The sequence below is a fragment of the Sulfitobacter donghicola DSW-25 = KCTC 12864 = JCM 14565 genome (assembly GCF_000622405.1).
In the GTDB taxonomy this organism is placed as follows: Bacteria; Pseudomonadota; Alphaproteobacteria; order Rhodobacterales; family Rhodobacteraceae; genus Sulfitobacter; species Sulfitobacter donghicola.
Map to the genome: position 1 here is coordinate 2161198 of NZ_JASF01000005.1, position 24635 is coordinate 2185832.

Annotated in this window: 28 protein-coding genes; 10 read left to right on the plus strand and 18 right to left on the minus strand. The window is 56.4% G+C overall.

Annotated features, from left to right (window positions below; all coding sequences use genetic code 11):
- Positions 1-6: 6 nt before the first annotated feature.
- Both upp and Z948_RS0111750 read left to right on the plus strand, forming a co-directional pair.
- Positions 7-642, plus strand: a complete 636-nt coding sequence (gene upp, locus Z948_RS0111745) for a uracil phosphoribosyltransferase (RefSeq protein ID WP_025059759.1) — start codon at positions 7-9, stop codon at positions 640-642.
- A gap of 191 nt (positions 643-833) precedes the next feature.
- Positions 834-2297, plus strand: a complete 1464-nt coding sequence (locus Z948_RS0111750; protein WP_025059760.1) for an SPOR domain-containing protein — start codon at positions 834-836, stop codon at positions 2295-2297.
- Positions 2298-2306: 9 nt separating this feature from the next.
- Here Z948_RS0111750 and Z948_RS0111755 read toward each other — a convergent pair whose 3' ends face one another.
- Together Z948_RS0111755 and Z948_RS0111760 are read right to left on the minus strand one after the other, a co-directional pair.
- A complete protein-coding gene (locus Z948_RS0111755) occupies positions 2307-3035 on the minus strand; it encodes an SGNH/GDSL hydrolase family protein (protein WP_025059761.1) in 729 nt (242 codons plus the stop codon).
- A complete protein-coding gene (locus Z948_RS0111760; RefSeq protein WP_025059762.1) occupies positions 3023-4036 on the minus strand; it encodes a hypothetical protein in 1014 nt (337 codons plus the stop codon). Before Z948_RS0111760 ends, Z948_RS0111755 begins: the two co-directional genes overlap by 13 nt.
- A 76-nt stretch (positions 4037-4112) precedes the next feature.
- On the opposite strand from Z948_RS0111760, the gene Z948_RS0111765 reads away from it, so the two are divergent.
- On the plus strand, positions 4113-4574 hold the full coding sequence (locus Z948_RS0111765; RefSeq protein ID WP_025059763.1) for a GNAT family N-acetyltransferase: 462 nt from the start codon (positions 4113-4115) through the stop codon (positions 4572-4574).
- Here the strand turns inward: Z948_RS0111765 and Z948_RS0111770 are convergent, their stop codons facing one another.
- Complete coding sequence (locus Z948_RS0111770; RefSeq protein ID WP_025059764.1) at positions 4575-6203, minus strand: AMP-binding protein; 1629 nt, start codon at positions 6201-6203, stop codon at positions 4575-4577. It lies immediately after the preceding gene.
- A 103-nt stretch (positions 6204-6306) separates the two neighbouring features.
- Between Z948_RS0111770 and Z948_RS0111775 the strand changes: the two genes are divergently transcribed.
- From Z948_RS0111775 to Z948_RS0111790, 4 genes are all read left to right on the plus strand, one after another.
- Positions 6307-7248 carry a DMT family transporter gene (locus Z948_RS0111775; protein ID WP_025059765.1) on the plus strand — a complete coding sequence of 314 codons (942 nt, stop codon included), beginning with the start codon at positions 6307-6309 and terminating at the stop codon, positions 7246-7248.
- Positions 7245-7889 (plus strand): sulfotransferase family protein, encoded by a 645-nt coding sequence (locus tag Z948_RS0111780; protein ID WP_025059766.1) that lies wholly within the window; start codon positions 7245-7247, stop codon positions 7887-7889. Before Z948_RS0111775 ends, Z948_RS0111780 begins: the two co-directional genes overlap by 4 nt.
- 252 nt (positions 7890-8141) lie before the next feature.
- A complete protein-coding gene (locus Z948_RS0111785) occupies positions 8142-8822 on the plus strand; it encodes a Hint domain-containing protein (protein WP_025059767.1) in 681 nt (226 codons plus the stop codon).
- 205 nt (positions 8823-9027) lie between these two features.
- Positions 9028-9645 carry a LysE family translocator gene (locus Z948_RS0111790; RefSeq protein WP_037952532.1) on the plus strand — a complete coding sequence of 206 codons (618 nt, stop codon included), beginning with the start codon at positions 9028-9030 and terminating at the stop codon, positions 9643-9645.
- A 48-nt stretch (positions 9646-9693) separates the two neighbouring features.
- Here the strand turns inward: Z948_RS0111790 and Z948_RS0111795 are convergent, their stop codons facing one another.
- From Z948_RS0111795 to Z948_RS0111840, 10 genes are all read right to left on the minus strand, one after another.
- Positions 9694-11898: a 3-hydroxyacyl-CoA dehydrogenase NAD-binding domain-containing protein gene (locus tag Z948_RS0111795; protein ID WP_025059769.1), complete on the minus strand. Its 2205-nt coding sequence runs from the start codon at positions 11896-11898 to the stop codon at positions 9694-9696.
- A gap of 16 nt (positions 11899-11914) precedes the next feature.
- Positions 11915-12334 carry a hypothetical protein gene (locus Z948_RS0111800; protein ID WP_037952529.1) on the minus strand — a complete coding sequence of 140 codons (420 nt, stop codon included), beginning with the start codon at positions 12332-12334 and terminating at the stop codon, positions 11915-11917.
- Between the two features lie 45 nt (positions 12335-12379).
- The gene (locus Z948_RS0111805) at positions 12380-13591 is read right to left on the minus strand and encodes an acetyl-CoA C-acetyltransferase (RefSeq protein ID WP_025059771.1); all 1212 of its coding nucleotides are present in this window, start codon (positions 13589-13591) and stop codon (positions 12380-12382) included.
- A 59-nt stretch (positions 13592-13650) separates the two neighbouring features.
- Positions 13651-14289 carry a glutathione S-transferase family protein gene (locus tag Z948_RS0111810; RefSeq protein ID WP_025059772.1) on the minus strand — a complete coding sequence of 213 codons (639 nt, stop codon included), beginning with the start codon at positions 14287-14289 and terminating at the stop codon, positions 13651-13653.
- A 48-nt stretch (positions 14290-14337) separates the two neighbouring features.
- Positions 14338-15495 carry an acyl-CoA dehydrogenase family protein gene (locus Z948_RS0111815; protein WP_025059773.1) on the minus strand — a complete coding sequence of 386 codons (1158 nt, stop codon included), beginning with the start codon at positions 15493-15495 and terminating at the stop codon, positions 14338-14340.
- A 4-nt stretch (positions 15496-15499) separates the two neighbouring features.
- A complete protein-coding gene (locus Z948_RS18475; protein ID WP_025059774.1) occupies positions 15500-16033 on the minus strand; it encodes a hypothetical protein in 534 nt (177 codons plus the stop codon).
- Between the two features lie 78 nt (positions 16034-16111).
- Positions 16112-16324 carry a hypothetical protein gene (locus Z948_RS0111825; RefSeq protein WP_025059775.1) on the minus strand — a complete coding sequence of 71 codons (213 nt, stop codon included), beginning with the start codon at positions 16322-16324 and terminating at the stop codon, positions 16112-16114.
- 46 nt (positions 16325-16370) lie between these two features.
- Complete coding sequence (locus Z948_RS0111830) at positions 16371-18152, minus strand: acyl-CoA dehydrogenase C-terminal domain-containing protein (protein ID WP_025059776.1); 1782 nt, start codon at positions 18150-18152, stop codon at positions 16371-16373.
- 36 nt (positions 18153-18188) lie between these two features.
- Positions 18189-18587, minus strand: a complete 399-nt coding sequence (locus Z948_RS0111835; protein ID WP_025059777.1) for a MerR family transcriptional regulator — start codon at positions 18585-18587, stop codon at positions 18189-18191.
- A gap of 330 nt (positions 18588-18917) precedes the next feature.
- Positions 18918-19298, minus strand: coding sequence for a MerR family transcriptional regulator (locus tag Z948_RS0111840; protein ID WP_025059778.1), 381 nt, complete (start codon positions 19296-19298; stop codon positions 18918-18920).
- Between the two features lie 134 nt (positions 19299-19432).
- Here Z948_RS0111840 and Z948_RS0111845 point away from each other — a divergent pair, with 134 nt between their 5' ends.
- Genes Z948_RS0111845 through Z948_RS0111855 form a run of 3 tightly spaced genes read left to right on the plus strand, consistent with a single transcriptional unit; the run spans position 19433 to position 21679 of the window.
- Positions 19433-19855, plus strand: coding sequence for a PaaI family thioesterase (locus Z948_RS0111845; protein ID WP_025059779.1), 423 nt, complete (start codon positions 19433-19435; stop codon positions 19853-19855).
- Positions 19852-20364, plus strand: a complete 513-nt coding sequence (locus Z948_RS0111850; protein WP_025059780.1) for a PaaI family thioesterase — start codon at positions 19852-19854, stop codon at positions 20362-20364. Before Z948_RS0111845 ends, Z948_RS0111850 begins: the two co-directional genes overlap by 4 nt.
- Positions 20357-21679: an MATE family efflux transporter gene (locus Z948_RS0111855; RefSeq protein ID WP_025059781.1), complete on the plus strand. Its 1323-nt coding sequence runs from the start codon at positions 20357-20359 to the stop codon at positions 21677-21679. Before Z948_RS0111850 ends, Z948_RS0111855 begins: the two co-directional genes overlap by 8 nt.
- On the opposite strand, the gene Z948_RS0111860 is transcribed toward Z948_RS0111855, so the two are convergent.
- Genes Z948_RS0111860 through Z948_RS0111880 form a run of 5 tightly spaced genes read right to left on the minus strand, consistent with a single transcriptional unit; the run spans position 21676 to position 24626 of the window.
- The gene (locus tag Z948_RS0111860) at positions 21676-22473 is read right to left on the minus strand and encodes a class I SAM-dependent methyltransferase (RefSeq protein WP_025059782.1); all 798 of its coding nucleotides are present in this window, start codon (positions 22471-22473) and stop codon (positions 21676-21678) included. The two genes, Z948_RS0111855 and Z948_RS0111860, sit on opposite strands and share 4 nt — an antisense overlap.
- The gene (gene arsC, locus Z948_RS0111865; protein ID WP_025059783.1) at positions 22470-22811 is read right to left on the minus strand and encodes an arsenate reductase (glutaredoxin); all 342 of its coding nucleotides are present in this window, start codon (positions 22809-22811) and stop codon (positions 22470-22472) included. Before arsC ends, Z948_RS0111860 begins: the two co-directional genes overlap by 4 nt.
- Positions 22808-23851, minus strand: coding sequence for a quinone-dependent dihydroorotate dehydrogenase (locus Z948_RS0111870; RefSeq protein WP_025059784.1), 1044 nt, complete (start codon positions 23849-23851; stop codon positions 22808-22810). The genes arsC and Z948_RS0111870 overlap by 4 nt, the downstream gene beginning before the upstream one ends.
- Complete coding sequence (locus Z948_RS0111875) at positions 23848-24279, minus strand: DUF1330 domain-containing protein (RefSeq protein ID WP_025059785.1); 432 nt, start codon at positions 24277-24279, stop codon at positions 23848-23850. Before Z948_RS0111875 ends, Z948_RS0111870 begins: the two co-directional genes overlap by 4 nt.
- On the minus strand, positions 24276-24626 hold the full coding sequence (locus Z948_RS0111880; protein WP_025059786.1) for a DUF952 domain-containing protein: 351 nt from the start codon (positions 24624-24626) through the stop codon (positions 24276-24278). The genes Z948_RS0111875 and Z948_RS0111880 overlap by 4 nt, the downstream gene beginning before the upstream one ends.
- Positions 24627-24635 lie beyond the last annotated feature (9 nt).

Genomic DNA, 24635 nt, shown 5'->3' on the forward strand with positions numbered 1-24635 from the left:
CATGACATGAGCGATCAACATCTCACCGTGGTGGATCACCCGCTGGTGCAGCACAAACTGACCATTATGCGCGACCGCGACACGCCGACGGCTGTGTTTCGCCAGCTGCTGCGCGAGATCAGCCAGCTGCTTGCCTATGAGGTCACGCGCAATCTGGCGATGACCACCAAACAGATTGAAACACCCATGCAAAGCATGGATGCGCCAACGCTGGATGGTAAAAAGCTGGCGCTGATCAGTATCCTGCGTGCTGGCAACGGATTGTTGGATGGGGTTTTGGAGCTGATCCCCTCGGCGCGTGTTGGTTTTGTGGGGCTTTACCGCGACGAAGAAACCCTGCAACCGGTTCAGTACTATTTCAAAGTACCTGAGAGCATGGAGGATCGTTTGGTTATCGCTGTTGATCCGATGCTGGCCACAGGCAACTCTTCGGTTGCGGCGATTGACCTGCTTAAGAAATCTGGCGCGACGAACATTCGTTTTCTTTGTCTGCTGGCCGCACCTGAAGGTATTGCGCGGATGAAAGAGGCGCATCCTGATGTGCCGATCATCACCGCTTCGGTGGATGAAAAGCTGAATGAGCTGGGGTATATCGTGCCAGGATTAGGCGATGCGGGCGACCGCATGTTCGGCACAAAGTAAGCCATAGAGATTCGGAATCGGCAGAGATTGAGGGCCTTTACCTCTGTTTTGCCGATTCGCTCAAATTTTCCCGCCTGTCTTTGCGTCTGAATCAAAGATAATGTGGCAAAAATAGGGCAATTGTTGCCGCATCCGCTTTACTCGGGGGCGGGGCTTTGGCATTCTGGTCTCTATATTTTGTGGGGGCATCAATGAAACTTACTAAACTTGTCGCAGTGGCTCTTTTGTCCAGCACCGTAGGTGCCGGAGCGCTGATGGCCCAGACCCGTCCGGGCAGTGAGCCAGCGGAATTTCCACCGTCATCTTTCAAGGGAAAACAATACGTTGATAGCAAAGGCTGTGTGTTCATTCGCGCAGGTATCGACGGCACAGTGTCATGGGTGCCACGTGTAACGCGCAAGCGCACTGGGATCTGCGGATTTAAGCCTACATTTGCAGGCGAAGTGACCGAGGCTGAGCCCGTACAGACAGCTGCCGCTGCACCAAAGATCACAAATCCTGCACCGGTTGCTGCACCTGTTGCAGCTGCGCCAAAACCGGTTGCCAAGCCAAAGCCCGCCCGCGTTGCCAAGCCAAAGCCCGTTCGTGTGGCCAAGGCTGCGCCAAAGCCAAAGCCCAAGCCAAAGGTTGTGCGTCAGGTTGCGAAAAAACAGCCAGCGCCGATTGTTGAAAAGGTTGTGCAGCCAACGCCACAGCCAACGCGCGTTGTGCGCAATGTTGCAACGTCCAACTCCCCCGCAGCCTGTGCTGGTGCGTCAAGCATCAGCCGCCAATATCTGCGTCGGGGTGATTTCGAAGTGCGTTGCGGCCCGCAGGCTGCTCCGATTGTAGGGGAGCGGATTTCCTCTGCGCCTGCGCCACGTGCGGCGAAACCTGTGCGCATCCGCCGTGCAGCGGTTGTGGCCTCTGCTCCGGTGGCGACAGATGCAGCCGTGACGGCGCAGCAGCCCTATCGCGTATCCCAGCATCGCCGGATTGTGCCACGCCATGTTGCCGTGAACCGCACGAACACGACAAACGTCAAAGTGCCGCGCGGCTATCGCAAAGTATGGCAGGACGGCCGCCTGAACCCGAAACGCGCCGAGCAGTCTTTGGCGGGTCACAAGCAGATGAACCTGATCTGGACATCCACTGTGCCGCGCCGCCTGATCAATCAGGCGAACGGGCATGATGTAACGGCCTCGGTGCCGCTGGTTTATCCTTACACGGATTACGCCGCGCAGAATGAACAGTTGGGGCAAGTGACCATCGTTCAGCGCAATGGTCAGACGCTGAAACGGATCATCCGCAACACGGGCCGTATCTTCCACCCAGAGCCGACGCAGGCGCGGGTTGCCACGGTTGCACGCCAGCCGATTTACTCGACCCGTTCAGCGCCAAAAACGGCTCCGAAAGCAACAGCGCGCCGTGGGCAGATGAAAGCCGAAGTCGCGGGCCGTGGGTTTGTTCAGGTTGGTGCCTTTGCGGATACCGCTGCGGCACATCGCATGGCGAAAAAGGTTCAGCGCATGGGCATGCCAGTCCGTGTTGGTCACTATACACGTGACGGCCAGACAACGCGTCTGGTTATTGCGGGGCCATTCAACGGTTCAAACGGCGTGAGCCGCGCAGTGAGCCGTTTGCGCGGTGCGGGCTATAACGCTTTTGCGCGCTAAAAGCTAAAGCTAGACGAATTTGGATGGCCCGTCGGATCGTATCTGGCGGGCCATTTCTTTTGCCCAGACCTCATAGATAGCGGGACCGGGGTGAAAGCCGTCTTGCGCCATATCGGTAACGTCCAACGTATCGGGAAGGCCGACATAGCTGACGTCCGTCTCACGGTGCAGGGCGGCACGTAAGGCGGCGTCAAAGCGGGTGGCCCTGCGCCCCAGCAACCAGCGCAATGGGTTGGGCAAAAGGGGGAAGGCGCCAAGCGGCGGAATTTCCGAAATATAGAGGTGTTTGGCGCCTGTCTGGTCGCGCAGGAGGGCGCGTAGGGATGCGTGTTTGCGCAGCCACGTGGATTTGGGGCCGCCACGGGTCACATCGTTGACGCCCAGAACAATCAGAACCACATCAGCCGTGGGCAGGGTTTCGGCTCTGAGCCGCTCTAGCGTTGAAGAGGTCGTCGCGCCGGTGCTGGCGATCAGGTGCCATTGCACGCTATGGTCGGCGGCCAGCGCGTTTGAAAGCTGCCCTGCCAAGGCTTCGTCTTGATGTGTCGCGCCGACACCAGCGGCCGAGCTATCCCCGACGATCAGCAGGTGAAGGGGGCTACCGTCTCCGATTGTGCCGCTGCGCGGGCCTGCGGCCTCGGGAAGGCGCAGGGCGCGTTTGCGCAGCGATATGGCCTGGGCCAAGAGAACCGGTGACAGGATCGCTGTCGCGCAAGTGTCAAAGATCACCCGCCGCATAGCCCTTGAAGCCTGAGCCAAGTGCTATCGGGCAGCAGCGGATCGGTTTCGCGCCCTTGCATTGGGTCACCCTCGATCAGGTCCAGAACAGTCTCACCCGTGATGTCATAGGCTTTTGCATAGGGGGTTGAGCGCACATCCGAGGCCTCAAACAAGGCAAGCAGGTTCGCCGTGTCGGGGCGTCTTGTTTTGGCGGTCATTAGATATTCGGCATAACCATCAAGGGCCGTTTCCGAAATCTCGCCAGTGGTGAGGAGGCGGAAGTTTTCCCAAGGGCCAACCACGTCAAGCAATTGGCCAAGGGGGTCCTGTTCGACCTGTAGGGCGAGTTCGGATAGAATAAATCCAGCGGCCACATCTGGTTCTTCCCAATCTTCAAAGACCGAGCGATCAAGCACAATCACACCACCAGGAAGGTGGAGGGCAGGGCGACCAAGGCCCGGTACAACGGCCAGCTTTGGGGTTTCCAAGCGCGCACCAAGGCGGCGCAAGGCGCGCAGCCCATCGGAATCGTTGCACATGGGGCCTGTCACCCGTTGCATCCTGTCGATCAGCGAAACCCCAAGGCTTTCGCGTTTCACTTGGGGGACAACGCGCAGGGTATTGTCGCGCATGGCACCAGGAAGCCAAAACAACATCACCGCCAAAACCGTCCCGACAGAAAGCGTGGCGCTAAGCCAGCGCAGACGCCCCGGGCGGGGACGCTTTTTAGCGATTGCTTTTTGGAGCTGTTCGATGGCTTCGATCATCTCGCTTTCGTTTTCGGAGAGTTCCAATGTTTCGCCCGTATCGCCGTCGGGGTGGAAAATGGCGGGAAGCTGGCCTGCGTTTGCACGCTCGACAGCGGCCAAGGACCAATGGGTGATCGCCTGATCGTTCATATCAGCGACCATCAGGGTCGCGTTTCCGATCGACACGATGACCTCACGCCGTTGCCCTTCGGGATCGGGCCGCCAGAGGCCTGTGGCCTCGAGACGATCATATTTGGTAAGCGCGGTCATTGGGTTTGGTGCTCGGTATTGTTATGAATGCACATTAGCATTTGAGAGAGGCAGGGCAATGGCTGGCAAGAGTGATATGCAGATCAGAAACGCGCAAGAGGCCGATATTCCAGTCATCGCGCAGCTTTGGCATTTGGGATGGCATAGCGCGCATGCCTCTATTGTGGATGTTGATCTGGTCCGTCTGCGGGCCCCTGCCGAATTCATGACCCGTACAGCAGCCCATCTAGAGCAGACCTATGTGGCGGTTCTGGGGGGGGAGATTGCCGGTTTCTTTATGATTGAAGGAAATGAAGTCTATCAATTCTATGTTGACCCCGCCCAACATGGCAGTGGATTTGCGCGGCGGATGATGAAAGAGGCCGAGGCCCGTGTGCCTGCTTCTCTTGCTTGGCTCGCGTGCAGCGTAGGAAATGACCGTGCTGCCGCGTTTTACGCCAAAAACGGGTGGCGCAATGTTGGCGAAGAAGAGCTGCAGGTAGAAACCTCGGAGGGGCCACGGCCCGTGCGCATCTGGCGGTTCGAAAAAACGCTCTGATCAGAGCGTTTCGGCGATTTTACGCAGCTCGAACTTTTGGATTTTTCCGGTCGAGGTTTTTGGCAGCTCTTGGAACACAACCATTTTGGGGGCTTTGAACCCCGCAAGGGTTTCGCGGGAAAAGGCGATGAGGGTTGCCTCGTCCACAACCGCGCCGGGTTTGAGTTCGACAAAGGCGCAGGGCACTTCGCCCCATTTGTCATCGGGTTTGGCGACAACCGCCGCCAACATCACCGCATCATGTCCCATCAGCGTGCCCTCGACCTCGACAGATGAGATGTTTTCGCCCCCCGAGATGATGATATCTTTGGCGCGATCGGCGATCTGGATATAGCCGTCATCATGTTGCACGGCGATATCGCCAGAGTGGAAATACCCGCCCTCAAAGGCCTCTTTGGTGGCTTGCGGATTCTTCAGATACCCTTTCATGACCGAGTTGCCGCGGATCATGATTTCGCCCTGCGTGGTGCCGTCACGGGGTACGCTTTGCATGGTATCATCCATGACGGTGATATGTTCCATCATCGGAAAGGCGACCCCTTGGCGGGATTTCTTGGCGGCGCGTTCGGGTTTGTCCAATCCGGCCCAGTCTTCTTCGCGCCAGATGCATTCGGTTACGTGGCCATAGGTTTCGGTCAGGCCATAAACATGGGTGATGTTAAAGCCCAAGGCTTCGATCTTGCCCAATGTGGCGGGGGCTGGGGGCGCGCCTGCGGTAAAGACTTCGACGGATTGATCAAAGGGGCGGCGATCTGTTTCCTCTGCGTTCACCAGCATGTTCAACACGATGGGCGCGCCGCCAAAGTGGGTGACACCTTCGTCTGCGAGGGCGTCAAAGATCGTCTTTGCCGTGATGTCGCGTGCGCAGACCAGCGTGCCACCGATCAGGGGCATCATCCATGTGTGGTTCCAGCCGTTGCAATGAAACAGCGGCACAATTTGCATAAACACAGGATGCAGCACCATCCGCCACGAGACCACCGTACCCATCGTCATCAGATAGGCGCCACGGTGGTGGCAGACCACACCCTTTGGCCGCCCCGTTGTGCCAGAAGTATAGTTGAGCGAGATGCTTTCCCATTCATCTTGGGGGAGGTGCCAGTCAAAGCGCTCATCCCCTTTCAGCAACAGGTCTTCGTATGGAGGGTGGCGGCCGGAGGCGGGGAAGCCTGCGGATGCATCGGGGACTTCGATGAGGGTGGGGCCGTCACCGTCCATCTGGGCAATGGCGGCCTCGGCCAGCTCTAGGAACTGGGTATCGACCAGAACAACCGAAGCGCCGCCATGTTCAAAGATATAGGCAACCGTATCCACATCAAGTCGGGTGTTGATCGTGTTCAGAACCGCGCCACAGGCGGGAACGCCGAAATGCGCTTCGGCCTGTGCTGGAATGTTGGGTAAAATGGTTGAAACCACATCGCCGCTTTGGACCCCCATTTCGGCCAAGGCCGAGGCAAGGCGGGTGCAACGCGCATAGTATTGCGCATAGGTGACCCGATGTGTGCCGTAGACAACAGCCGCTCGATTGGCAAAAACATCAGCCGCGCGTCTGATATGCGACAAAGGGCTAAGGGGCGTGTAATTGGCGGCGCATTTGTCCAACCCTGTTTCATCTTTCATCCAGCCCATCTGTAGCCCTCCCTGACAACGATATTGCGCAAACGTCAAACCACGATATGCAGGGGGGAGGGATTTGCAATCATCAAGATTGAAATCGGGCAAGGGAAATTGAATGAACGATACACCGCTCAGACCTGGTATGGCCGCTGTTTCCATTTTGGCGGGCATGTTTGCGTTGGGGATCACCGATAACTTTGTCCCCTATATTTCCGAAACAGGGTCCCTGTGGCAGTTCCATATGGTGCGCGGTGTGATGGCGGTTGCTTTGCTGGTGGTTGTGGCTGGGGTGGGTGTTGGCGTTATTCGCCCGATCAGTTGGGCTGCGGTTTTGGGGCGCAGCCTGTTTCCGGCAAGTGCGATGCTGATTTATTTCGGGTGTCTGTCCGTGCTGCCGATTGGTGTGGTTGTGGCGGGGTTGTTTACTGCGCCGCTGTTTGTGTTGTTGATGTCTGTTTTGTTTTTGGGTGAGCGCGTGGGCGTTGTGCGCCTTTTCGCGGTTCTCATTGGCTTTGTTGGGGCGATGTTGGTGATCCAGCCTGATCCAAAGGCGTTGGACCCTGTTGCGTTCTTACCCGTTTTTGCGGGTTTCCTCTATGCGATCGGGGCTTTGGCAACGCGCAGGTGGTGCGCAGATGAGGGGGCGGTTGCCCTGTCTGCGGGGTTCTTTGGAATGCTGGCGATCTTTGGGGCGATTGGGCTGATGATTGTCCCTGCTGGCGGGCCGGTAGGGTTTGACGGGTTTGTGCAGCGCGGTTGGGTGCCATTGACGGCCGAGATGTGGTTCTGGATCGCGGTGCAGGCGGTTGGCTCTATCATTGGCATTGGGCTGATTTTTCGCGGGTATCTTTTGGGCGAGGCGGGTTTTGTCGCCGTGTTTGAATACTCTCTTTTGGTTTTTGCCAGTTTTTGGGCATGGTTCTTATGGGGGCAGACCGTTGGAGGGCTTGCGTTGGCTGGTATGGGTTTGATTGCCGTTTCTGGCACTGTCATTTCACTGCGCACAGAAGAAGCCATTTCTGTTCGGGCGGTCAAAGTTCCAGAGGAGGAAACATGATCCTGTCGCGGGGGCGCAAATATCTATTCATCCATGCCCCAAAGACGGGGGGGACCTCGATGGCTTTGGCCCTAGAGGCGCGCGCGATGAAAGACGATATAATGTTGGGCGACACGCCAAAGGCTAGCAAGAGGCGCAAAAGGCTGGACGGGGTGCAGGCGGCTGGTCGGTTGTGGAAACATTCGACGCTAGCGGATTTAGGCGGTGTTGTTGCGGATGACGAGCTGGCAGGCTTGTTCATCTTTACGCTGGTTCGAAACCCGTGGGATCGCATGGTGAGTTATTATCATTGGCTGCGCGCGCAGAGCTTTGACAATGATGCGGTGACTTTGGCCAAGGAACTGGATTTTGAATCCTTTGTCATGCGCCCCGAAATCGCCGAGAGCTTTGCCCAGTCGCCCGCCGTATCCTATATGCGCGACAGGCAGGGGCGTGACCGAGCCGATCTTTATATTCGTCTGGAGCATCTGGCCAAAGACATCCAACCTTTGCAGGCGCATTTGGGTTTCACGTTGCAGGTACCCCATGTGAACGCCAGCACGCGGGCACGCGATTACCGTTCACATTATACGGATCGAAGCCGAGAGCAGGTCGCGATCAGCTGTGCCGAAGATATCGCCCGATTTGGTTATGTTTACTAATTCTTAAAAGAATCATGCTGATTCCCCCATTGGTCGTGAAATTTGGCGTTTTGTCGGATTCTTCGCAGCCTAACGGCGAATTTTGTTTACGATTTCAACTAAATCTTAAGGGGTTTGCAGGAATTGTCTTCGGAACAGATGGTAATGCCTCAAATCGGTCTCAATCATGTCCAGCCTCCGCCCTTTGAAACAGTGAAATTGTTCTCATCAACAAAACGCGGCACGAAAAAATTCGGTCGCAGACTTAGGGGAATGGAAACGATGTTTGGATTTGGTTTCAAAACGACAAAGCCGGCGCACCGCACTGTAGAGATGACAGGCGCCTATGACGGTGGCATCGCCACGCTAAGCCACGGCCTGATGGCGGGCACACGGGTGGCAAGCAACCTTGGCTGGCGTGCGATTGATGCACTGGCTGTTGGTGACAAGGTTTTGACCTTTGATCACGGCATGCAGGAAATCACGGAAATTCGCCGCGCTCATATGTGGTTGGACGCCCCTGAAACCGCTGATGCGATGTGGCCGGTTGTTGTGCCTGTTGGCGCGCTGGGCAACCGCGAAGAACTGGTTTTGCTTCCTGAACAGGGCGTAATGGTTGAAAGCGATGCAGCCCAAGATTTGCACGGCGATCCTTTTGCGATCCTGACTGCCCATAACCTAGTTGGTTACCGCGGTATTTCCCGCCGCCAGCCGATGCAGCGTGTTGAGCTGATCGCCGTTTATTTTGCATCTGACGAAGTAATCTATGCCGAAGGTGGCGCGTTGATCCACTGCCCAAGCGATCTGTCTACTTTGGACAAGTTTTTGGATGCAGGTCAGCAGACCTATACCGTTCTGACAGGCGAAAATGCCGAAGAGTTGGCTTATATGATGTGCCTTGATGATCAGGTGATGATGGACGGCACAGGGTTTTACCAGCAGGCCGCCCACTAAATACCGCCAAGAATTCAAAACCATTCCCCGTGGTTTAAGGGGCCGCTTTGGCGGCTCCTTTTTTGTTTTCAGGGTGTTATCTGCCCTTTAGGGTTTGCGGGTGGTTTGCTGAGCGGCTGGTTCAGGGCCATCTTGCCTTTCGATGGCTTCGCAGCAAATATCTGTACGACAACCTATCATCGACGAACATAATCTGGATATTACCATGATCGACTGGCTCATCTTTATCCCTGCCTGCTTTGCGCTAAACCTCGCATTTGGTCCAAACAATTTGTTGGCTATGACGCATGGGGCGAAATCAGGTGTGGGTTTTGCCCAAACAGCGGCCCTTGGCCGGCTTCTTGTTTTCATACCTATGATTGCGCTTAGCGCCTTGGGCTTGGGTGTTATTCTAACGACCTCGGCTTTTGTGTTTAGCCTCGTGAAATTTATTGGCGCGGCCTATCTTATCTGGCTGGGAATTTCGATTTGGCGCAGCGCAAAGACGGTGGAAGCGGGGGGCTTTCAGTCTTCACCTGTGCCGCTGAGACGGGCAATCAAATCCGAGGCGCTTGTTGCTGTTAGCAATCCAAAGGCGATCCTGATTTTTGCAGCTTTCTTTCCTCAATTCGTGGCTGTTGAAGCCTACTGGCAAAGCTATGTCTTGCTGGGGGCTGCGTTTCTGCTGATGGAAGCCATTGCAATCTGTGCCTATGCCACTTTCGGAAAACTGGCCTCTTCTTTTGCTGCGGATCGGCTGACAGTCCTTCAAAGGGTTTCTGGGGCCACGATGTTTCTGTTCGGCGTATTGCTATTGCTCAGCCCACACCCAACGCGGTCATAAAAAAGGGGCGCAAAATTGCGCCCCTTGATTTGTTTATGTGCAAGCGCCTTAGGCGGCGTTTGAGGCCTGTCCGCCAAAGCGGCCATAGAAGGTTTGGTTCTTCTGCGCCATTTCGCGCAGCAGGTCAGGGCATTTGAAACGCTCGCCAAATTGTGCCTCTAGCTGGTCGCAACGTTCGGCAGCGTATGGTGTGCCGATCATGTCGAGCCATGACAGAGGGCCACCAGACCAAGGCGCAAAGCCCCAGCCAAGGATCGCGCCAACATCGCCTTCGCGGATGTCCATCAGAACGCCTTCTTCCAGCGCACGCACCGCTTCGAGAACCTGAACAAACATCAAACGGTCCTGCACGTCTTGCAGCTCGGGCTGGACTTCGGCCAGCGGGTATTTGTCCTGCATGCCTTTCCAGTATCCCAAACGTTTGCCTTTTTCGTCATAGTCGAAATAACCCGCTTTGGATTTGCGGCCCAAGCGGCCTTGCTCTTCGAGCCAGACGATCAGATCGTCGGCCTCAGACGCGGGATATGCGTTGCCCAACGCGGCCTTGGTGGCGCGCATGATTTTGGTCGCCAGATCGACAGAGGTTTCATCACCCAGCTGAACAGGACCAACAGGGAAGCCAAGCATTTGCGCGGCTTGGTCGATGTACCAAGGGGCGATACCTTCGGTGATCATGCGGTTTGCTTCATTGCCGTATGGGATGATGCAGCGGTTCGCATAGAAGAAGCGCGCATCGTTGACCACGATCGGTGTTTTGCGGATTTGGCGCACATAATCGAGCGCCTTTGCCACTGCGCGGTCACCTGTGTTGGCGCCTTTGATGATCTCAACCAGCGCCATCCGTTCAACGGGGCTAAAGAAGTGGATGCCGATGAATTGCTCATCACGCGAAGAGGCTTTGGCCAGTTCGGTGATCGGCAGGGTCGAGGTGTTGGAGGCAAAGATGCAATCCTCGGGGATTACGGCTTCGACCTTCTTGGTCATCTCGGCCTTTACGGTTGTGTCCTCGAACACGGCTTCGATGATCAGATCGCAACCTTTGAGCGCGTCCAGATCAGGGGTGGCAGTGATGAGGGACAGCAACGCCTCTTTCTTTTCCGGTGTCGCTTTTTTGCGGGCGATGCCTTTGTCCATGAAGGCCTCGGAATAGGCTTTGCCTTTGTCGGCGGCAGCTTGGTCGCGGTCGATCAGGACAACTTCGATGCCCGCCTGTGCGGAAACCAGCGCAATGCCAGCCCCCATCATGCCAGCACCCAAAACGCCCAGCTTTTTGACGCGCTGATCGGCGACACCTTCGGGGCGCACAGCGCCTTTTTCCAGTGCTTCTTTGTTCAGGAACAAAGAGCGGATCATCGCAGAAGACGATGGGTTCATCAGAACGGAGGTGAACCAACGTGCCTCGATTTTCAGGGCCGTGTCAAAGGGCACCAAGGCGCCTTCGTAAACGGCCGAGAGCAGCGCCTTGGCCGCGGGGTAGACGCCTTTTGTTTTGCCGTTCACCATCGCGTTGGCACCAACAAATGTCATAAAGCCAGCAGGGTGATATGGCGCACCGCCCGGCATTTTATAGCCTTTGGCATCCCATGGTTTCAGGATGTCTGCGTCTTTGGCAGAGAGCACCCATTCGCGCGCCGCCGCCATTGGATCGTCGGAGACTTCGTTGATGATACCCGCCTTTTTCGCGGCATCCGGAGACAGCATTTTACCTTCGAGCAGCAGCGGAGAGGCAGCCATAGCGCCCAGCATGCGCACAAGGCGGGTTGTGCCGCCAGCGCCAGGGAAGATGCCAACCTGAATTTCGGGCAGGCCGATGCGCGCCTTTGGGTTGTTGGCTACAAAAATACGGTGGGTGGCCAAAGGCAGCTCTAGGCCGATGCCAGCCGCTGTGCCGGGTAGAACCGCTGCGACAGGTTTGCCGCCTTTGTTGGTTTTCGGGTCCATGCCTGCGCGTTCGATTTTGCGCAGCAAAGCGTGCATGCGCATTGTGCCTTCAAACAAGCCCTTTGCAGGGTCGTCGCCTGCGTCTGCTTTCATCTTGGCCAGCAGGTTCAGGTCCATGCCGCCCGCAAACGAGCCAGCTTTGCCCGAGGTGATGATGATGCCTTTGACGGCGTCATCGCCAAGGGCCTGATCTGTGAGCGTGTCCAGTTCCTCCAGACCCTCCACAGACATGACGTTCATGGATTTATCTGCCACGTCCCAAGTGATGGTGGCGATGCCGTCGGCATCAATGTTCATTGTAAAATCGGTCATAATGATTCCTGATCTTTTACTGTTGTTGCTGTGTGGGCTCACGCATGGTTTCCAATGCGTGCCCGACTGTTGTTTTTGCATCTACGGCGTATTGGCTGCTGCTAACCTTCCAAACCCCTTCGATCTTTTCGAGGACCGAAAAGCACGGGATGGCATGCCCTATGCGATCATCGCCCGCCATCATATGCGCGATATGTGTGGCCTCGATGCGGGTGGGGGAGCGGTATTCAGCGACATCGCAGATGCGCACCAAATTTGTGATCCCTTTAATCGCATAGTCCTGCGTTACCTTTTTAAAGACATGGAGCAGTTCATCATGGGTTTCCAGTACTGTGTTGCTTTCGATCGAGCTGATGAAATGAGGGAGGTGGAAGCGGGCAGCAAAACTGTCAAAGTCACCTGCGAGCAGGGCTTTGCCAGTTATCTCGAGGATCATCTCCGAGATTTCTTTTGCTGGCCTGAGGTCCTCCCCCATCATGTCTTACACGCGCTCGATGATTGTTGCTGCGCCCATGCCGGATGCGATGCAAAGGGTGGCAAGGCCAACCTCTTTGTCCGCGCGCTCCAGCTCGTCCAGAAGGGTGCCGATGATCATCGCGCCGGTTGCGCCCAATGGGTGGCCCATCGCGATGGAACCGCCGTTTACGTTCACCTTGTCGTGGTCCACATCAAAGGCCTGCATAAAGCGCATCACCACCGAGGCGAAGGCTTCGTTCACCTCAAACAGGTCGATGTCTTTGATGTCCATGCCATTGTCGGCAAGGATTTTCTCGGTCACAGGCACGGGGCCAGTCAGCATGATCGTTGGATCGGTGCCGATTTTCGCTGTGGCGCGGATGCGGGCACGTGGTTTCAGGCCGTATTTCTCGCCGAACTCTTTGTTGCCGATCAAAACAGCCGCAGCACCGTCTACGATACCCGATGAGTTACCCGCGTGGTGGATGTGTTCGATTTTTTCGAGGTGGGGGTATTTCAGCAGGGCGACATTATCAAAGCCGGGCATGGTTTTGCCCATTTGCTCAAACGCAGGGTTCAGTGAACCGAGCGATTGCATGTCGGTCTGGGGGCGCATGTATTCGTCATGGCTGAGGATTTCGAGACCGTTTTGGTCGCGGATCGTGATGACGGATTTGTCAAAGCGGCCCTCGTCCCACGCCTTTTTGGCGCGCTGTTGCGAGGCAATCGCCAGTTGGTCTGCTTCATCACGGGTAAAGCCGTATTCGGTTGCGATGATGTCAGCCGAGATGCCTTGTGGCACAAAATACTGGTCCATAGCGATGGAAGGATCCGCCGCAATCGCCGCCCCGTCCGAGCCCATGGCAACGCGGCCCATCATTTCAACGCCGCCAGCAATATAGGCCATGCCAGCGCCACCGCGAACTTGGTTCGCGGCAAGGTTCACAGCTTCCATGCCAGAGGCGCAGAAACGGTTGATGGCAAGGCCAGGAATGCGTTCATCCAGATCAGAGGCCAGCACGGCAGAGCGCGCAAGGCAGCCGCCTTGTTCCATGACTTGGGTCACGTTGCCCCAGATCACGTCCTCTACCGCGTGACCCTCGAGGTTGTTGCGTTCTTTCACAGCGTTCAACGTCAGCGCGGAAAGGCGCAGGGAGGTTAGCTCGTGCAGGGAGCCGTCTTTGCGGCCTTTGCCGCGCGGGGTGCGCAGGGCGTCATAGATATATGCTTCGGTCATGTTGGGTTCCTTTAGTCTATGTCGGGGCCCGAAAGACGGGCGGTTGTTTCAGGTATGGATCAGGCGCGGTCAGCGGGTGATCCGGGCATGAGGTCATAGGGGTGTTTCCAGCCCTCTGTTTCCGAGATGCGGGTTAGCCATGCGTCGATGTTGGGGAATGCGCTGCGATCAAAGCCGAATGGCTCGGGGTAGTAGAGGTAGCCACAGCAGCTAAGGTCGGCATTGGTGATGCTGTCGCCAACGATCCAATCTCGCCGCTCAAGCTGGTTGTTCAGCAATTCATAGGCAGCCCCAAGGCGACCTTGGTTAAAGGCGATGACCTCTTTGGGTTGCTTCTCTTCGGGCAGGAAGTTCATCAGAAAACGCGTCATGCCAGCCATCGAGCTGAGCTTGTGATTGTCCCACAAGACCCAGCGCAGGATTTCGCGCCGCTCGGCGCTGTCTTTGCCGCCGAATTTTCCCGATTTTTCGGAGACATAATCCTGAATGACGCCGGATTGAGACAGCTTTACATCACCGTCGATCATCACAGGGGCTTCGCCCAGATTGTTCACATCGGCCCGATACTCGGGCGAGCGGGTTTCGCCGCCGAAAAAGTCGACTTTCACGGGCTCCCACGCAAGGCCGGATAGTTCCAGCGCAAGGGCGGCTTTATAGGCGTTGCCGCTTTCGCCAAAGCAGTGAAGTTTTATCGTCATGGTCAGGTTCCTGTTTTTAACAGCGGGAAGATGTCCGCGAATAGGGGGTCACAGATTGCGGGCAATCAGTTCTTTCATGATTTCGTTTGTACCGCCGTAGATGCGTTGAACGCGGGCATCGCTCCACATTTCACCGATGGCGTATTCCTGCATAAAGCCATAGCCGCCGTGCAGTTGCAGGCATTCGTCCAGCACTTCGCCCTGCGTATCGGTGAGCCAGTATTTCGCCATGGCAGCGCGGTCCACGGTCAGCTCGCCGCGCAGGTGTTCAGCGATACATTGATCAAGGAAGGCCCGCGCAACAGTGGTTTTGGTTTTACATTCCGCCAGTTTGAAACGGGTGTTTTGAAACTGGGTGAGGGGGCCGCCAAAGGCTTCGCGTTCTTGGCAATATTGGATCGTGCGCTCAACCGCGCCTTCCATGGCACCAACGGCTTCACAGGCGATGATCAGGCGTTCCTGCGGTAGCTGCTGCATCATCTGGTAAAAGCCTTTGCCTTCCTCGCCGCCCAGAATGTTTTCTGGCGGGATTTCGACATTGTCAAAGAACAGCTCGGAGGTATCCGAGGCGTGTTTGCCGATTTTCTCAAGGTTGCGACCCCGCTGAAAGCCAGCGGCGCCTTCGGTTTCGACAACAACAAGGCTGACGCCTTTGGAGCCAAGCGAGGGATCGGTTTTGGCCGCGACGATGATCAATTCGGCGTGTTGGCCGTTGGTGATGAATGTCTTTTGACCGGACAGGCGATAGGCGTTGCCCTCTTTGATCGCTTTGGTTTTGATGTTCTGCACATCTGATCCGGTGGAGGGTTCGGTCATCGCCAGTGCGCCGACCATCTCGCCCGAGATCATCTTGGGCAACCAGCGCTGTTTCTGTTCTTCGGTGCCATAGGCCAGTACATAATGCGCCACGATACCCGAGTGGATGCCTGTGCCCCAGCTGGCCAGATTGGCGCGCGCGGCTTCGATCAGGATCGCGGCCTCATGCCCAAAATCACCGCCCGCACCGCCGTATTCCTCGGGGATTGAGGGGCAAAGCAGGCCCAGTTCGGCCGCTTCGTTCCATGTGCTGCGATCCATCTGCGATTGCTTGCGCCATTTCTCGAAACGGGGTGCCCATTCGGTATTGATAAAGTTCGCCGTCATCTCGGCAAGCATCTGGTGTTCGTCGGTCATCCATGCAGATGATGTAGGGGCAAATTTATTCATGGTGTTACTGGATCACTTTCGACGTGCCTTTGGGGAAGGAAACGCCCTGAAAATCAGGGTAGACTTCGCGGAGCAATTCGATCTGTCCGGCGTCATCCACGCGGATTAGGTACCACTCGCCGCCGTCCTCTACTGTCAGGGTGCTGTTGTTTGATTGTACCGTAAGGCCACTGGGCGCTTGGATACGGGTTTGGGTCGGGATCAGCCCATAGGGGCGGCCGGAGGGAGTTGTCAGGAAGGTCGCCTGATCCAAGGCCATCCCGAACGAAAGTACTTTTACCTTTTGGGTGGCTCGGCGCGCCGACTTGGCCATTTCACGGCGCAATACTGTTTCGCTGATGCCGCCCTTGGCTGCGATTGATTGGATCATGCGGGGCGGGACAACGCCAATGATGCCGTTGGTGTCACCTTTGCTAAAGGCGCGTTCAAAATTGGTAATGCGCGTGGAAATCGCAGCGCGGTCATCAGCGGGCAGATCATAGGGGGCAGCGCAGGCCGCTACAAAAAGGGCGGCTGCCATCGCTATTTTCTTGAACATCTTAGCGTCTCCTCTGGTGTGATCCTGCTGTCTTCGCAGCTTTGGATCGGGCGGCGCGTTATCGCGCCTGTGTCGTCGTTATTTTTTGCGGTTCTCCAGATCGGAGTTGAACAGCCGCAATCGTGCAGTCAGGTTTTCCTCGTTCATCACAGAGGAAAAGTTCTCAAAGAGAAAGGACAGGGCCTCCCCTTCGTCCAAACCCGCCTCTGCGCTGAATTTTTTGAGGCGTCGATACCCGTCCTCTGTCATGGCAACAGGGAAACGGCGGGTTAGGCGAAATCGTTTAGGCATAAATACTCCGGCAATGGCTGGCGGGGGGATTCCCCGCCACACCAGTTTAGAAGTTTGCCGCGTCCAAAGTCATCACCGGATCAGCACCCGTTTGGATGCGTGTCAGGTGGAACGCTGTCGCAGGCAGCTGGCGAGCCATATAGTAACGGCCAGTGGTCAGCTTTGTCTCATGGAACGTGGCGTCGGATGTTCCATTTGCCAGCGCGTCAACAGAGGCTTTGCCCATCATCGCCCACATCAGGCCAAGGCAGACGTGACCGAACATGTGCATAAAGTCGTTCGAGCCAGCCAGCGCGTGGTTGGGGTTCTTCATGCCGTTCTGCATGAAATACATGCCCGCAGCCTGAAGGTCTTTTGACGCGGCTTTCAGTGGATCAAGGAAATCCTTGTCAAAGGCTTCGTCCTGACCGGCGTTGTCTTTGCAGAAGGATTTAACCAAATCAAAGAAGGCCATCACGTGTTTGCCGCCATCCTGCGCCAGCTTGCGACCCACAAGGTCCAGCGCCTGAACGCCGTTTGCACCTTCATAGATCATCGCAATACGGGCATCGCGGGTGAATTGGGACATGCCCCATTCTTCGATATAGCCGTGCCCGCCATAGACCTGCTGGGCCTTGACGGTCATGTCGTAACCGACGTCGGTCAGGAAGCCTTTGATTACAGGGGTCAGCAGCGAAATCAGGCCGTCCGCATCTTTGTCATTGGCGCGGTGCGCCGCGTCGATTTTGGTGGACCCCCACAGGATAAAGGCACGGGCCGCCTCAATGAACGACTTCTGCTCCATAAGCGAGCGGCGGATGTCGGGGTGTACGATCAGCGGGTCGGCTGGTTTGTCTGGGGCTTCAACGCCAGTAACTGCGCGGCCTTGCAGGCGATCTTTGGCGTAGATGACAGCGTTTTGATAAGCCGCATCAGCAGCCGACAGGCCTTGCATGCCTACGCCGATGCGCGCTTCGTTCATCATGGTGAACATGGCGCGCATGCCTTTGTGCTCGTCGCCCAGCAGGTAGCCTGTGGCTTCGTCATAGTTCATAACGCAGGTCGAGTTGCCGTGGATGCCCATTTTCTCTTCGATGGAGCCAACGGTCGCGCCGTTGCGGGCACCAAGGGTGCCGTCGTCGTTCACGTTGAACTTTGGCACGATGAAGAGGGAGACGCCTTTGATACCTTCAGGGCCGCCTTCGATTTTGGCCAGTACCAGATGGATGATGTTTTCGGCCAAGTCATGTTCACCCGCAGAGATGAAGATTTTCTGGCCAGAGATTTTGTAAGAACCGTCCGCCTGTGGCGCCGCTTTGGTGCGCATCAGGCCCAAATCGGTGCCGCAGTGGGGCTCGGTCAGGTTCATGGTGCCTGTCCACTCACAGCTGACCATGTTTGGCAGGTATTTGTCTTTCTGCTCATCCGTGCCGTGGGCAAGGATGGCGGATGCCGCGCCGTGGGTTAGGCCCTGATACATTGTGAAGGCTTGGTTGGAGGCCGAAAACATCTCGCCCACAGCTGTGCCAAGAACATAAGGCATGTTCTGCCCGCCGTATTGTTCGGGCATGTCCAGACCGGTCCAGCCGCCTTCTTTGACTTTCTCAAAGGCTTCTTTGAAACCTGTCGGGGTGTAGACCACACCGTTTTCCAAACGGCAGCCTTCCTGATCGCCAACAACGTTCAAAGGGGCGAGGACCTCGGATGTCAGTTTGCTCGCTTCTTCGATGATCGCGTTGGTGAAATCCGGCTCCAGATCGGCATAGCCGGGAATTTCGGATTGGCTCACCTTTAGAACGTCGTGCAGGACGAATTGCATATCTTTCGTTGGGGCGGTGTAAGTTGGCATGTGGTCTCTCCCTAAGTCGTGTCGTGAATTTTGCGGTTAACCGGCTTTTCGAGGTGAGCGTAATGATGAGATCATTTTCTCGCCCCACTTTAGCTGGTCTTTTAGATCGATGATCGCGCCATCGATTTCGGCGCGTTGTTTTTCTAGGTCTTCCAGACGTTTGCAGGCCAAATCATAGCTTTGCTCTAATTGGCTGAGTTGCCCGTCGCCTTTGTAGTAAAGGTCCAGCAATTGCCGGATTTCTTCGAGTGAGAAGCCAAAGCGCTTGCCGCGTAAGATAAGTTTCAAACGGGCGCGGTCACGTTTCGTAAACAGACGTTTCTGGCCTTGGCGTTGTGGAAACAGCAGTTCCTTTGCCTCGTAAAAACGTAATGTTCGTGGTGTCACGTCGTAGGCGTCACACATTTCACGAATGGTTAAGGTCTCGGTACTCATCATACTCTCACTTGGTAAGCGGCTGATATTGGGCCGCCAGTTACAAAAGGTTATCGGGTTTGTAGTAGGTTACGTAGTGGTACGTAACGTCAATTTTTAGGGTTACGTTGGATGACTTTACGTAAACTTCTTTCAGGCGACTGAATTGGTTAAATTTTTAGGGGGCCTCTTTCGCCATAGGAAGCGGGAGAGGCATTACATGCGGCGCAAATTGTAGGGGGTGGTTTATTGGCGCACAACCACAGGGATAGTGGGCGCGCGGTTTATTGCGCGTTGGTTGTGTTGTTGGGTGTTAAGCCGCCGACCATGGAGGGATCGCGGAAAGGAGGGTTAGACGAGTTCTTCTAAAGCTTTTTGTGTGGCATCCCGCAGGCGGGTTAGCTCGGAAAAAGCTTCCTCTAGTTGCGCGCGTTTGGCCGCCAGCTCTTCGAGCTGGTCATTGGCCATTTCAACCCATGCGTGCATTTGCGCTTCGGTGCCTTCATTTTCATAGATCAAAAGCCACTGGCGGATGACTTCCAAAGCAAAGCCAAAACTGCGGCCGCGAAGAATCAATTCCATGCGGGCACGTTCGCGCGGGCCATAGAATCGCGTTCGGCCCTCACGGTCGGGTGAAAGCAGTTCAATGTATTCGTAATAGCGCAGGGTGCGCGGAGTTACATCGAACTTAGCGCACATTTCCTTAAACGTTAGCCGTGATTCATCGCTCATGGTTTGGTCTCCTCCGTGGCCTAAGCTAGGATCAGCTTTCAGGATGTGCAACGGGTGCTCTTGCCCTTTGTTCATCCTTCCGATGTAAAGTGGATCAGGAAAAATCTGCTCTGCCGTTACAAACAGGACAAGAGATGTTGGATAAAACGACGCTGGCGAAACAATTTATCAAGGCATTACCTCATGCCGTGATGCTGGGAATGGTGCCCGAAGAAATGGGCGAAGGGGACGCTGCGATCAGCATGCCCTACAAGACCGATTTGGTCGGAGACCCTGTTACTGGTGTGATTCATGGCGGAGCTGTGTCGGCATTGATGGATACGTGTTGCGGGGCGGCTGTGATGTGTCATCCGAAAAACGCCGGTGGGACAGCGACCATTGATTTGCGCATTGATTACATGCGCGCAGCGACTCCGGGGCAGACAATTACCGCCCGCGCAACATGCTATCATATCACGCGTTCAGTTGCGTTCGTTCGGGCGGTGGCCTTGGATGATGATGCGGAAAATCCCGTAGCAACGGCCACAGGGACCTTCACGGTGGAGGCATTGGCATGAGCAAGCGACCGCGCCCCGAACCCGTAGAGGTCGTCAAACAACGCCGCGGAGCCGCATTGAAAGCGTTGACAGATGCCGTTCCCTATATCCGCTTTCTCGGGATTGAATTCGAACGCCGGGGGGATGAGTTGACTGGTATTATGCCTTTTCGTGAGAACCTGATCGGAAACCCGTTGTTGCCAGCACTGCATGGCGGGGCAACAGCGGCGTTTTTGGAAATGACGGCAGTGATGACGCTGAACTGGGCCCATTTGTGGGATGACATCGAAGCAGGGCGGCTGGATCTGGAAGGATGTGCGCCACAGGATCTGCCGCGGTTGCCAAAAACCATTGATTTCACAATTGACTACCTGCGAACTGGTCTGCCGCGTGACGCCTATGCGCGGGCGCGGATCACGCGGGCAGGGCGGCGTTACGCATCGGTTAGGGTCGAGGCATGGCAGGACAATCGCGCGCGCCTTTACGCCGAAGCGACAGGCCATTTTGTGATGCCAGCGCCGCGTGACTAACACCACAGCCAGCGAGCTTAGCCACAGACGCGTTTTAAATATTGCGGTTCCCGTTGTTCTGTCGAATGCGACAGTTCCTATTCTGGGGGCTGTGGATACAGGCGTGGTCGGCCAGATGGGCCTTGCCGCGCCCATTGGTGCGGTTGGTATCGGCGCAATTATTCTGTCGGCTTTCTATTGGGTGTTCGGGTTTCTGCGCATGGGGACGGTTGGCCTAACCGCGCAAGCGGATGGTCAGGGGGATCATGCGGAAGTTGCAGCCCTGCTAACCCGCGCGCTGATGATTGGTTTAGGCGCAGGGGTGGTGATCATCCTGCTGCAATCGGCACTGTTTTGGGCCGCCTTTCAGGTGTCACCCGCCAGTGACGAGGTTGAGACTTTGGCGCGGCAATATATGACTGTGCGGGTTTGGTCGGCGCCAGCGGCCATCGGTCTTTACGGTGTCACGGGGTGGTTGATCGCCCAAGAGCGAACGCGCGCTGTGCTGGTGTTGCAGCTGTGGATGAACGGGCTGAACATCGCGCTGGACATCTGGTTTGTTATTGGGCTTGGCTGGGGTGTGCAAGGCGTTGCTTTTGCAACGTTTTTGGCTGAATGGAGCGGGCTGTTTCTGGGCCTATGGTTTTGCCGCCATGTGTTTGCCAATGCCGCGTGGCGGGTCTGGAGCCAAGTGTTCGATGCCGCCCGTTGGAAGCGGATGATGTTGTTGAACACCGACATCCTGATCCGCTCTCTTTTGCTAGAGGCGATATTCGTGAGCTTTATGTTCATGGGGGCTGGGCAGGGCGATGTGACCTTGGCCGCGAACCAAGTGCTTTTGCAGTTCCTGATGATCGCCAGTTATGCGTTGGATGGGTTCGCCTTTTCTGCCGAGGCCTTGGTGGGCAAGGCAGTGGGCGCCAAGGCCCCCAAGCTTTTGCGGCGCGCGGCAGTGTTGACCACTGGCTGGGGGATGGCATCTGCGGTTTTGATCGGGTTCGGCTTTGCCATCTTGGGCGGTTGGATTGTCGATTTGATGACCACCGCGCCAGAGGTGCGAACCCTTGCGCGGGTTTACCTGCCGTATCTGGTATTCTTACCTGTCATCGGTTGTGGCGCCTTTATGCTCGACGGTGTTTTTGTGGGGGCAACCCGCAGCAAAGACATGCGCAACATGATGCTACTTTCATTTGGCGTCTACGTGATTTGCGTATCGGTTTTGGTGCCGATGCTGGGCAATCACGGGCTTTGGTTGTCTATGCTAATCTCTTTCGTCGCGCGTACCGCTACATTGGGCGCGCGATATCCCGCGCTGGAACGCTCGGTCGGCCCTTAATTTTTGCTTGCCCGCAAAAGAAAGCTCATCGGGATTTGCGCGGGCTGATCAACATAAACGTCGTAATCCACTTCGCGGATGGAATGCGGATATTCGTGCAGATTTTTGAGCGTCAGACCCGCGTCCAGAGCGGATTGAACAACCTTTGACAACGTATGCGGAAACCAATGGGCTTCGGGGCCGCCCTCTGTGCTGGTGCCGTCATAGGTGATGCTTTGGGTTTCGATATGGGCATCGGTTTGGAAATAACTGAAGGCTGGGGCGAGGGGGGCATCCGCCGCTGGGTCGAACATTTCCAGCATCGGGTGGGTTTCATAGATAATCAGCTGACCGCCCTGTCGCAGCAAGCCTGCGATGACCTCGAAAAATCGTGGTAGGTCGGGCATCCAGTTCAACACGCCGATGGTGATCAGGGCGATGTCGAAATCTTTTGGCGCATCAGCGGGCAAAGCATAGATGTCGGCCCGCAGGAAATGCGCGTGATGGGGTGATAGGGTGTTTAGATGCGCGGCCTGATCCAGAAAACCTTTGGATTGGTCGATCCCCCAGCCCTCTTTGGCGCCCAAGGCTAAGGTCGAAAAGACTTCGCGCCCGTTGTTACAGCCAACCTGAACGATCCTAGCGCCCTTGATACCTGCCGCCACCAACGCGCCTGTCAGGGTTTCATCTAGGGTTGAACCGCCTGATTGGATCGTGTCACAGAGCGTTTCCCACGCCGCGCCCGTGCCATGCAGCGGGGCGGATGCGTCCCATGCCAAACGGTTCAGGTCGGTAACGCGGCGGGTTTCGCTCATAGCAGGTCTTGAACGGCTTCTGGTGGGCGGCCGATGATGGCGCGGGTGCCCGAAAATACGATGGGCCGTTCCACTAGGATCGGATGGTCCGCTGCCGCCTTTAGCAACTCGCCCGCATCGCTGTTACGGGTAAGGCCGAGTTCCTTGAACTGCTTTTCGCTGGGGCGCAACATGTCGATAACGGCCACACCCAAAGCGCGCTGAGCAGTCTCCAGCTCGGCCAGTGTTGGCGCGTCTTCAAGGTATTTTCGGATCGTGTGATCCGCGCCGCTTTCCTCGATCAGGGCCAGCGTCTGTCGGGATTTAGAGCAGCGCGGGTTGTGCCAGATTGTGATCATAGCCAGTCTTCCCTGCGAGAGCCGACAGCCTCGGACACGCTTGCAAATCCGTCTTTCTCTAACCGCTCATCAATGCCGCGGGCAATGGTGCTGACCATTGATAGGCCACCAAAGACTAACGCTGTATATAGCTGAACGGCGCTCGCCCCTGCGCAGATTTTAGCATAGGCCTGATCCGCGTCGCTGATGCCGCCAACCCCGATGATGGGCACATCGGTAAGAGTGGAAAGCCGCGCCAGAACGCGGGTGGATTTTTCAAACAAGGGCGCGCCAGACAGGCCGCCTGCCTCGGATTTGTGGACCGATTGCAGGCCTTCGCGCGATAGGGTGGTATTGGTGGCGATGATCGCAGATACGCCAGCATCCTGCGCGACCTGCGCTACGTCTGCGATTTCGTCCTCTTGCAGGTCTGGCGCGATCTTGAGCATGACTGGCGTGTCTCCCCGCACGGCCATCACCCCTTCGAGCAGCCCCGCAAGGGCGGCTTTGCCTTGCAAATCGCGCAGCTTTTCGGTGTTCGGCGAAGAGACATTGACGGTAGCGAAATCAACATGCCCTTTCGCGGCCTCCATCACCTTGGCAAAGTCGGCAGCGCGGTCTGTGCTGGTCTTGTTTGCCCCGAGGTTGAGGCCAACAGGGATGGTGCGGTTGCTTGCCGCGATGCGCGAACAGATGGCGTCCATACCGTCATTGTTAAAGCCAAAGCGGTTGATCGCAGCGCGGTCTTCGGTCAGGCGGAACAGGCGGGGTTGTGCGTTGCCGGGTTGGGGCAGGGGCGTCGCGGCACCGACCTCGATAAAGCCGAAACCAGCTTGGCAAAGGGGTTCAATCGCGGTGGCGTTTTTATCAAATCCCGCCGCCAGCCCAACAGGGTTTGGCAGATCCATACCTGCCAGTTTCACCGCAAGGCGCGGGGTGCTAACGGGGCCGGGCTTGCCTGTGAGGCCCGCGCGCAGGGCGCGGATCGCAAGGCCATGGGCCGCTTCGGGGTCAAACTGGCGCAGGACGCTCAGGCCCATGGCTTCGATCAGGGCGTTCATTCAAATGTTTCCGATACTTCTAACGGGCGTGAGCGGATCAGTCGGGAATTCAGGACAGCCGCCTGACGGTGAACCACGGCGCGCTGGTACTCTGGGTTTGTGACCATTTCCAAAAACGCAGCCGCAGTTGGGTATTGCACGATAAACATCGCATCCCAAACTTCCGAGGCATCCCCGATCAGGGTCAAATCAAAATCGCCCCGCCAAATGATCTTGCCGCCGACGCGCTGCATGATAGGGCCGCTTGCCGCGCCATAGTTTTTATAGGCCTGCGCACCCGTTAAGGCGTCAGCGGCCAAAGGGTGCTCAGCGGGGTATTGGGCAACATCATGAAACTGCACAAGGTTGATCATGTTGATCGGGCTGTTGCGGTCCAGTGATTTGAATTGTTCGAATTGTTCGCGATTTGTGTCGGTAAAGCGGGTCATTCGGCGGCCTCCTCTAATCCTGCTGGAAATTGGTGAACCCCGTCTTCTAGGGGCAATGGTTGCGCCCAGACAACATCACTTAGGGTCATTTCACGGTAAAGATGGGGGAATAGGTCATCGCCGCGCGAGACCTCCCATTCCAGTTCCTGCCCCAGATTATCGGTTTCGGCAGCGATTAGAAACAACCCTTCTTGGCCCGCAAAGTGTTTCGCTGCGGTTTCGGCAGCCTGATTTGCGGTGGAGAAATGGATGTAGCCATCTGCTACGTCGATCGGGGCCCCTGTGGTTTTGCCGTTTGTGCGCAGGCTCTGCCATTCATCGGTGCGGAAGATTTTGAAAATAAGCATGGGTTATGT